We start from the raw sequence: 8492 nt of genomic DNA on the forward strand, positions 1-8492 counted from the left end.
TCAGGCGCCGCTGACGATGAGGAAGGCGCACAGGGCCACGATGACGGCCGTGATCAGCGCCGCCACGACGGTGGTGATCCGGTGGTTGGCCAGTGCCCCCATGACCTTCCGGTCATGCGTGAACAGGAGGAGCGGAATGAGGGTGCCGGGCAGGGCGAAGCTGAGGACCACCTGGCTCCACACCAGGGCATCGGTCGGCGCGATCCCGATGCCGAGGATGAGCAGGGCCGGCACGACGGCGAGCATGCGGCGCAGCAGCGCAGGAATCGGCCGCTTGCCGAAACCGGTCATGACGACGTCGCCCGTCTGCACCCCGACCAGGGTCGACGCGAGCCCAGAGGCGAGCAGGGCGACCGCGAGCATCGTCGCCGCGATCTGGCCGACGTTCGCCGTGAGCGCCGCGTAGGCCGTCTCGATGCTCGCTCCGGCCTCGGCGGGCAGGGCTGCCGAGAAGACGACGAGGCTGATGTTCGCGGCGCCGGCGACCGACATCGCGATGACGACGGAGCGCACCGTGTGGCGGCCGATGCGCATCCGCTCCGCCTGCGACGGCTCGACGGTGCCGTCGTCGCGTGCCCGCGAGGCGGCGGAGTGGAAGTGCAGGGCGTGCGGCATGACCGTGGCGCCGACGATGCCGACGGCGAGCAGTGCCGCAGACGAGTCGAGCGGCCCGGGCACGACCGAGCGGAGCAGGGCCGCGCGGTCCACATCGGCCACGAGGACCTGCCACAGCAGCGACCCGATGATCACGGCGAGGAGCACGAGGACGACGGACTCGAAGTGGCTGCGACCCCGGACCTTGAGATAGAGGACGACGAGGCTGAAGGCCGTCACCGCGACCGCGCCCCACATGAGGGGCAGTCCGAAGAGCAGGTAGAGGGCGATCGCACCGCCGACGATCTCGGCGAGGTCGGTCATGATGACGACGACCTCGGCCTGCGTCCACAGCAGGACGCGCCCGACCCCCGGGTAGCGCCGGGCACTGTGCTCGGCGAGGCTCATCCCGGTGACCATGCCCAGCTTGGCCGCGAGGTACTGGATCACCATCGCGGAGAGGCTGGCAAAGACGACGACCCACACGAGGGCATAGCCGTGCTCGGCGCCCGAGCTGATGTTGACGCCGAAGTTGCCGGGGTCGACATAGGCGATCGCCGCGAGCAGTGCCGGGACGAGGGTGCGTGGAGCGCTGAAGGTGCCGCCCAGCCCGTGCTCGGGCGACCGGTCGTCGACCGGTGCCGCTCCTCTTCTGCCGGTGGTCTCACCCATGGACAGAGCATGAAGGGTCGGCGCCGCCATCGCCAACCCGGGCCCATCCCCCGAGAGGCCGCGGTTGCGTCATCGGGCGGCCGCGAAGCCGAGCAGGGCGGCGATGCCGAGTGCGCTCCTCGGGTCGTAGGCCGAGGTCCAGAGCCCGCCGTGCGCTGCCCCGAACGCCTCGTCCTGCCAAGGGTGCTCGCGCGGCGGCGAACCGGTCCGGAGGTCGTGGACGAGCAGGATCGCCATGAGCGTGTTGGCCGTGCCCGGCTCGAAGACCTCGACACCGAAGCGGTGCGCGCCGGAGTACGCGGCCGCGAGGGCACGGTTCTTGACGACCGACCGCGTCCGGGTCGGCGGCGCCACCTTGAGCGACACGACGCCACCGTCAGCCCGGTGGACGGTCGCCCGCCACCGCTGGAGCCGCTTGGCGAGCAGGTAGTTCGGGCCCTGCTGGAGGACCACCGAGTCGTTGATGCCGGGGTCCTCGCCGGGCACGTAGTTCCGCCGCAGCAGGCGCCCACCGCTGAGGGTGCGCAGCGGGACCCGCAAGACCTTGGACGTATGCCGCTGGGCGTAGTTCTCGACCGACCTGTCCACCGCGCCCCTCGGCACGGCGAAGACGTCCGTGGGCGTCGCGAGGAAGGCAAGCGCGACGTGGTCTCGCCCGAGCTCCCTGGTCACCTGCCGGGTGAGCGCGTCCACGGCCGTGGAGACGCGGACGTTGGTCTCGCCGTCGGCGTAGACGTAGTTGCCGAGCACGAGCCTGCGCTCGTGCTGGGTCGCCGCCTCGGTCACCCACCGGGTCACCGAGGCGAGGTCGTGGACGAGGTCGCCGCCGAGGCGGGCGTCGACGGGTCCCTCGCCGGGTTGGACCGGGACGGTCATCGAACCGGCGAGCCGCCTCGTGTCGGCGACCAACCGCTGCCACAGGTCCTTCCGGGGCAGGTCGACGGCCACGACGTCGGCCCCCCACCTCAGCAGGGAGCGGAGCGGCCCCATCTCTGCGGCTGCGCCCAGGACGACGATGGTCTGGTCCGACAGGTCGAGCCAGTCCGGATTGTCGATCACGCGCTCGACGGCCTCGGCGCAGGTCGGCTCGACGATCCCCCCGTCGACCCAGCCCGCCAGCACCCGACGCAGCGTGTCCCCCGAAGCGCGCTCAGCGGCATACGGCAGGGAGATGGCCCGGTCGGGGGCACCCTCGCCGCGGATCGTCTCGGAGCCCAGCTGCGTCACTCGATCGTCGAAGGCGGCCGCGAGCGGTTCCTCGCCGGACGACCCGACCCAGCGCATCCGGCCGTGGAGGGAATCGAGCCCGTCGCGCGCAATGGTGTGCGCAACCTCTGTGCTCGGCAGCCCGGCTTCGACGAGCCGGCGAAAGTGGGGCAGGTATCCCTGGCGCCAGTTCGTCTCTCGCGCAGCCGAGGCCGAGCCAACCGGGTCGGCGGCCCTGAGGGCATCGGCGACGACGGCGCGCCCGAGGGACGTCGTGCTGCGTCGACCGGAGGCTACGTCGACCGGGAAGACCACGCCGCTCTGCTCGTTCATCACCCCATCCTGCCTGCCTCGCGAAGGCGTGATGGGCCACACATCCGAGATCATCGTCGTCAGGACGACAATGGGAGCAGCCGGTTCGATGACGAGGAGGCGCGCGAGTGACGGACACGACGACGCACAGCACGCGGTTGGCGGCGGAACACCAGACGACCGTGGAACGGTTGGAGGATCTCCGGCGCGAGTTCGGTCTCGTCGTCGAGGCGACCGTCGACTCCAACGCCGACGACGAACACGACCCCGAGGGCTCGACCATCGCCTATGAGCGATCGCAGGTCGCCGCCCTCATCGAGCAGGCCGAGCAGCACCTCGTCGAGATCGACGATGCCCGGGCCCGCCTCGCGGACGGAACCTACGGGCTGTGCGTCGTGTGCGGTCAACGAATCCCCGAGGGGCGGCTCGAGGCACGCCCGACCGCCAGGACCTGCATCGAGCACGCATCACACGCGTGACGAGCCGCCGCCCCGCTGCAGGATCCGGCGAGGGACATGAGGCGCGGCCAGAGCGCGTGAGACGCGCGAGCGCAATGTGAGCGCCGTCAGGCCAGACCGGCCTCGAGGAGTGCGAAGGCCTCGTCCACCGCGTCCTCGATCGTGCCGGCGCCGCCGTGCTGCTGGTGGTCGATGCAGGCCCGAACGGCCGCGAGGGCCGTCGCCACGGTGACCCGGGGACGGACCGACTCGCGCGGATCGAGGCCCAGCCGGTCGGCGACGACCTCGGTGAGGACGTTCTCGGTGTGGATGGTGTTACCGACGAGGGCAGGACCGAGTGCCGGCTCGCCGAGGAGCACGCGCCGCCGCTGGGCCCGAAGCTCCTGGTCGTAGCTCGCCGGCGAGAGCCGGGACAGCACGATGGCACGGATCGAGTGGAGGATCGGCTCGTCCGGGGGCCGCGCGGCGAGCTGCTCCTGCGTCTCCTCGAGGTCGGCGGGGGTCGTGCCGAGGACTGCACCTTCCTTGGTCGGGAAGTAGTTGAAGAAGGTCCTCGGGCTGACTCCGGCGCGAGCCGCGATCTGGTCAGTCGTCACCTCGTCGAAGCCGGACTCCTCGACGAGATCCAGGGCAGCGCGGTGGATCGCGAGTCGCGTCTCCCGCTTCTTGCGCTCTCGTAGTCCGCACTCCGGCTCGGCCATGCGCTCAGGGTAGGCAATTCATGCAGTAGGCGCAATTTTGCAGTCTATGCAATATTCTCGTACCGTAGCCCCATGCCTCGACCCCCTGCCCTTGCTCCGAGCGTCACGCCCGGGGACGCCGCGACCGGCCTCGACCCTCAGTCGCGCCGCATCTTCGGCGCACTCATGCTCGGCATGCTCGTGGCCTCGATCAGCCAGACGATCGTCGGGCCGGCCATGCCGCGCATCGTCGCCGAGCTCGGGGGGATGGATCACTACTCATGGCTCGCAACCGCAGCCATGCTCGTCAGCGCGATCACCGTGCCCATCGTCGGCAAGCTGTCCGACATCTACGGGCGGCGGGGCTTCTACCTCGGCGGCCTCGTCGTCTTCATGCTCGGCTCGGTCCTGTCCGGGCTCGCCCCGAACTTCTGGTGGCTCATCGCGGCCCGCGCGATCCAGGGTGCCGGCATGGGGACCCTCATGCCGCTGTCACAGACGATCATCGGCGACATCATCTCGCCCCGGCAGCGCGGAAAGTACCAGGGCCTCATGGGCGGTGTCTTCGGGATCTCCTCGATCCTCGGACCGCTCGTCGGCGGCTTCGTCACCGACAACTGGGGCTGGCGCTGGCTCTTCTTCATCAGCCTGCCGGTCGGGGTCGCCGCCTACTTGGGGATCAGCCGGTTCCTCCACCTCGAGCACGTCCGGGAGCCGACCGTCATCGACCGGGCCGGGATCGGCCTGCTGGCGCTCACCCTCGTCCTCGTCCTCGTGCCCGTCTCCCTCGGTGGCACGACGTGGGCGTGGGGTTCAGCCGAGGTCATCGGGATGCTCGCCGCCGGCGCTCTGACGCTGGTCGCCTTCATCGCCGTCGAGCGGCGCGCCGTGGAGCCGGTCCTGCCCCTGCACCTCTTCCGCAGCTCGATCTTCACGCTCTCCAACATTGCGAGCTTCATGGTCTCGGTGATGATGTTCGGCGCGATGATCTACCTGCCGGTCTACGCGCAGGGCGTCCTCGGGGTCTCCGCGACGAACTCCGGGCTCATCCTCATGCCCATGTCGGTCGCGATGATCGGCCTGTCGATCATCGCCGGTCTCGTCATCACCAAGACCGGCCGCTACAAGCTCCAGACCCTCTTCGGCCTGCTCCTCATGGGTGCGGGGTTCTGGATGCTCGTCCGGCTCGACTACGAGGCGAGCGAGCTCGACCTCACCGTCGCCATGGTCGTCTTCGGCATCGGGCTCGGCATCGCCATGCAGGTCTACACGCTCATCGTCCAGAACGCCGCCGCCCGACGCGACCTCGGGATCGCCACGGCCTCGACGCAGTTCTTCCGCAACGTCGGCTCGACGGTCGGCACGGCCGTCTTCGGCACGATCATGGCCGGCGGCCTCGCCGCCAACATCGCCGTGCACCTCCCACCGGGCGCTGCGGAGCGGCTGGCGGCGTCCGGCCAGGAGGTCGACGCCGGGTCGGTGCTCGACCCCTCCGTCCTCGCCAACCTGCCGGCCGAGGTCGTTGCGGGCGTCCAACGTGGCCTGGCCGACTCGCTCAACGCGGTCTTCCTCTGGGGACTCGTGCCCTTCGCCCTGGCCCTGGTCGCCACCGTCTTCATCAAGGAGCTGCCGCTGCGCAACACGGTGCACACCGTCGACGAGGCGGGTCGCGAGTTGCTCGACACCATGGGACAGACCGCGCCGTCCGATGAGATCCAGGTGCCGCTCGGCCGTGACGGCGGCAACACCCGCACGCACGAGCGGCTCCTCGGCCTCCGGCTCGGGCTGCTCGCCGACGCCGCCCTGCGAGGCGATCGGCCCCTCCTCGCCCGCGCCGTGACCGAGGTGGGCGACGGTGACCTCGACCGAGGCGCCGCGCTCCTGGCCCGGACGTCGCGGATGCTCACGACCGAGGACAACACGGTCGCGGCGGAGACCGAGCCGTTCGCCGTCGAGGTCGCGGCCCTCGCGAAGCGCGCGGGAGGGCTGCTCACCGCCGACCTCCGGCGAGAGCTCGTCACGGCCGTGGCCGAGCGCGATGCCGCAACGGTCATGACGACCGTCGAGCCGACGGTTGCGGAGCGTCACGAGGCCGTCGACATAGGCCTGCTCGAGGCGGTCGGTGACGACCTCACTGCGGCCTACCTCGTCGACGCCGTGCGCGCCCGCTCCTGAAGCGTCGACCCTCCACGACGTCCAACCTCAAGGACGTCGAGCCTCAAGGACGTCTAACCTCCGGCACCCTGCTGACCCTGCACCCGGATGCCGGATCCGGGTGCAGGGCAGACAGGTCAGCGGGTCAGCGGCTCAGCCCCAGACGAGGGCCTGGCTCGGGTCCTCCATGATCGCGGCGAGGTCGGCGAGGAACCTCGACCCGAGCTCGCCGTCGATGAGCCGGTGGTCGAAGCTCATCGCCAGCTGGGTGACGTGCCGGATCGCGATCTCGTCGTTGCCGTCGGCATCGGTGACGACCCACGGCATCTTGCGGATCGCACCGAAGGCCACGATCGCCGACTCGCCCGGGTTGATGATCGGCGTGCCGCTGTCGACGCCGAACACGCCGACGTTGGTGATGGTGATCGTCCCGCCCGCCATCTCGGCGGGCTGCGTGCGGCCGTCGCGCGCGGTCGCCGTCAGCTGCCCGATGGCCTGCGCCAGCTCGAGCAGGGTCATGGCGTGGGCGTCCTTGACGTTGGGGACGATCAGACCGCGAGGGGTCGCCGCAGCGATACCGAGGTTGACGTAGTTCTTCTGGACGATCTCCTGCGCCGCCTCGTCCCAGGTCGCGTTGACGCCGGGATTGCGCCGGATCGCCAGCATCATCGCCTTGGCGAGGACGAGCAGCGGCGTCACCTTGACGTCGCTGAACTCGCGCGAGCGCTTGAGCCGGTCGACGAGCTCCATCGTCCTCGTCACGTCGACGGTGACCCACTCGGTGACGTGGGGAGCCGTGAACGCCGAACCGACCATCGCCTGCGCGGTCATCTTGCGCACGCCCTTGATCGGGATGCGAGTCTCCCTCTCCCCCGTGGCGTATGCCGACCCATGGGGGCTCCGCCCCCCTGGCCCCCCGACCGCCTGCTCCGCAGGCGATGAGGCACCGGCGGCGAAGGTCTGGACGTCCTCGCGCGTGATGATGCCGCCGTCGCCGGTGGGCTGGACCGCCCAGAGGTCGACGCCGAGGTCCTTGGCGAGCTTGCGCACGGGCGGCTTCGCCTTGGGCCGACCCTCCCGCGCCACCGCGGGCGCTGGCGACTCGGCTCGCGGCGTGGGCTCGGACTGCTCGGCGACCGGCTCCTGCGCGGCCACCTGCTCCGTCTCCGTGGGCGCCGACGGACGAGCCGGCGCTGCCTCGGGGACCGCGCTCACCGGCATACGGCCATTGGCCTGCTTGCGCGCCCGCCGAGCGGTGGCGCCTGCCTTGGCGCCATAGCCCACGAGGATCGCGTCCGACGCGGAGCCGCCTGCGGGCTCGGCGCGCTCGCCCGGCACGGGCGGCATGACCGACATCGGTGCGGCCTTGCCCTCATCTGCCTGGCCCGCGTCACCCTGTCCGTCGTCGATGGTGATGATCGGGGTGCCGACGTCGACGGTGTCGCCGACCTCGACGAGGAGCTCCTGCACGGTGCCCGCCCACGGGATCGGCAGCTCGACGAGGGACTTCGCGGTCTCGACCTCGAGCACCATGTCGTTGACCTTCACAGTGTCGCCGGGCGCAACCTTCCACTCGACGATCTCGGCCTCGACGAGGCCCTCACCCGGGTCAGGGAGCTTGAAGGTGCGAATTGCCATGTTGGTGTAGCCCTTCCCTGAGTTCTCAGTACGCCAGGGCGCGGTCGACGCCGTCGAGGATCCGGTCGAGGTCGGGGAGGAAGTCCTCCTCCATCCGGCTCGGCGGATACGGGATGTTGGCGCCGTTGACCCGGATGACCGGAGCCTCGAGCTCGTAGAAGCACTGCTCCGTCACCTGGGCGGAGATCTCCGAGGCCATGCCGAGGAAGCTGCTCGCCTCGTGGACCACGACGAGCCGTCCCGTCTTGCGCACCGACTCGACGACGGTCTCGATGGGCAGCGGTGACAGCGAGCGCAGGTCGATGACCTCGATCGACGTGCCGTCGGCCTCGGCGGCCACCGCCGACTCGAGCATCGTCTTGACGACCGGGCCGTAGCCGAGGAGCGTCACGTCGGTGCCCTCGCGGACGACGTTTGCCTCGAAGAGGCCGCGGGGTGCCTCGGTCGCGGAGGTGTCGTACTCGCCGCGGTCGTGGTAGCGCCGCTTCGGCTCGAAGAACATCACGGGGTCGTCGCACTCGATCGCCTGCTGGATCATCCAGTGGGCGTCCTCGGGGTTCGAGCAGGACACGGAGCGCAGGCCGGCGGTGTGCGCGAAGTACGCCTCGGGACTCTCCGAGTGGTGCTCGGGAGAGCCGATTCCGCCGCCGAATGGAATGCGGATGACGATGGGCATCTTCACCGTGCCCAGGGACCGGGCGTGCATCTTCGCGACCTGGCTGACGATCTGGTCGAACGCCGGGTAGACGAAGCCGTCGAACTGGATCTCGCAGACCGG

Annotated in this window: 7 protein-coding genes; 2 read left to right on the plus strand and 5 right to left on the minus strand. The window is 70.3% G+C overall.

Annotated elements, in window-relative coordinates:
• Together LOY02_RS08190 and LOY02_RS08195 are read right to left on the minus strand one after the other, a co-directional pair.
• Positions 1-1266, minus strand: coding sequence for an Nramp family divalent metal transporter (locus LOY02_RS08190; RefSeq protein ID WP_317181854.1), 1266 nt, complete (start codon positions 1264-1266; stop codon positions 1-3).
• A gap of 69 nt (positions 1267-1335) precedes the next feature.
• Positions 1336-2805: a hypothetical protein gene (locus tag LOY02_RS08195; protein WP_317181855.1), complete on the minus strand. Its 1470-nt coding sequence runs from the start codon at positions 2803-2805 to the stop codon at positions 1336-1338.
• A gap of 107 nt (positions 2806-2912) precedes the next feature.
• Here LOY02_RS08195 and LOY02_RS08200 point away from each other — a divergent pair, with 107 nt between their 5' ends.
• Positions 2913-3263, plus strand: coding sequence for a TraR/DksA family transcriptional regulator (locus tag LOY02_RS08200; RefSeq protein WP_317181856.1), 351 nt, complete (start codon positions 2913-2915; stop codon positions 3261-3263).
• Between the two features lie 86 nt (positions 3264-3349).
• Here LOY02_RS08200 and LOY02_RS08205 read toward each other — a convergent pair whose 3' ends face one another.
• The gene (locus LOY02_RS08205) at positions 3350-3943 is read right to left on the minus strand and encodes a TetR family transcriptional regulator (RefSeq protein ID WP_317181857.1); all 594 of its coding nucleotides are present in this window, start codon (positions 3941-3943) and stop codon (positions 3350-3352) included.
• Positions 3944-4015: 72 nt separating this feature from the next.
• On the opposite strand from LOY02_RS08205, the gene LOY02_RS08210 reads away from it, so the two are divergent.
• A complete protein-coding gene (locus tag LOY02_RS08210; RefSeq protein WP_317181858.1) occupies positions 4016-6097 on the plus strand; it encodes an MDR family MFS transporter in 2082 nt (693 codons plus the stop codon).
• Positions 6098-6229: 132 nt separating this feature from the next.
• On the opposite strand, the gene LOY02_RS08215 is transcribed toward LOY02_RS08210, so the two are convergent.
• Both LOY02_RS08215 and LOY02_RS08220 read right to left on the minus strand, forming a co-directional pair.
• Complete coding sequence (locus LOY02_RS08215) at positions 6230-7714, minus strand: 2-oxo acid dehydrogenase subunit E2 (RefSeq protein ID WP_317181859.1); 1485 nt, start codon at positions 7712-7714, stop codon at positions 6230-6232.
• Positions 7715-7739: 25 nt separating this feature from the next.
• Positions 7740-8492: alpha-ketoacid dehydrogenase subunit beta (locus LOY02_RS08220; protein WP_317181860.1), on the minus strand; the 753-nt coding region annotated here is incomplete at its 5' end.

The organism is Intrasporangium sp. (genome assembly GCF_032907665.1).
In the GTDB taxonomy this organism is placed as follows: Bacteria; Actinomycetota; Actinomycetes; order Actinomycetales; family Dermatophilaceae; genus Intrasporangium.

Bases quoted from the DNA above. Each gene is read 5' to 3' on its own strand.
- LOY02_RS08205 (WP_317181857.1), bottom strand. From the start codon at position 3,943: ATGGCCGAGCCGGAGTGCGGACTACGAGAGCGCAAGAAGCGGGAGACG.
- LOY02_RS08190 (WP_317181854.1), bottom strand. From the start codon at position 1,266: ATGGGTGAGACCACCGGCAGAAGAGGAGCGGCACCGGTCGACGACCGG.
- LOY02_RS08195 (WP_317181855.1), bottom strand. From the start codon at position 2,805: ATGAACGAGCAGAGCGGCGTGGTCTTCCCGGTCGACGTAGCCTCCGGT.
- LOY02_RS08210 (WP_317181858.1), top strand. From the start codon at position 4,016: ATGCCTCGACCCCCTGCCCTTGCTCCGAGCGTCACGCCCGGGGACGCC.
- LOY02_RS08215 (WP_317181859.1), bottom strand. From the start codon at position 7,714: ATGGCAATTCGCACCTTCAAGCTCCCTGACCCGGGTGAGGGCCTCGTC.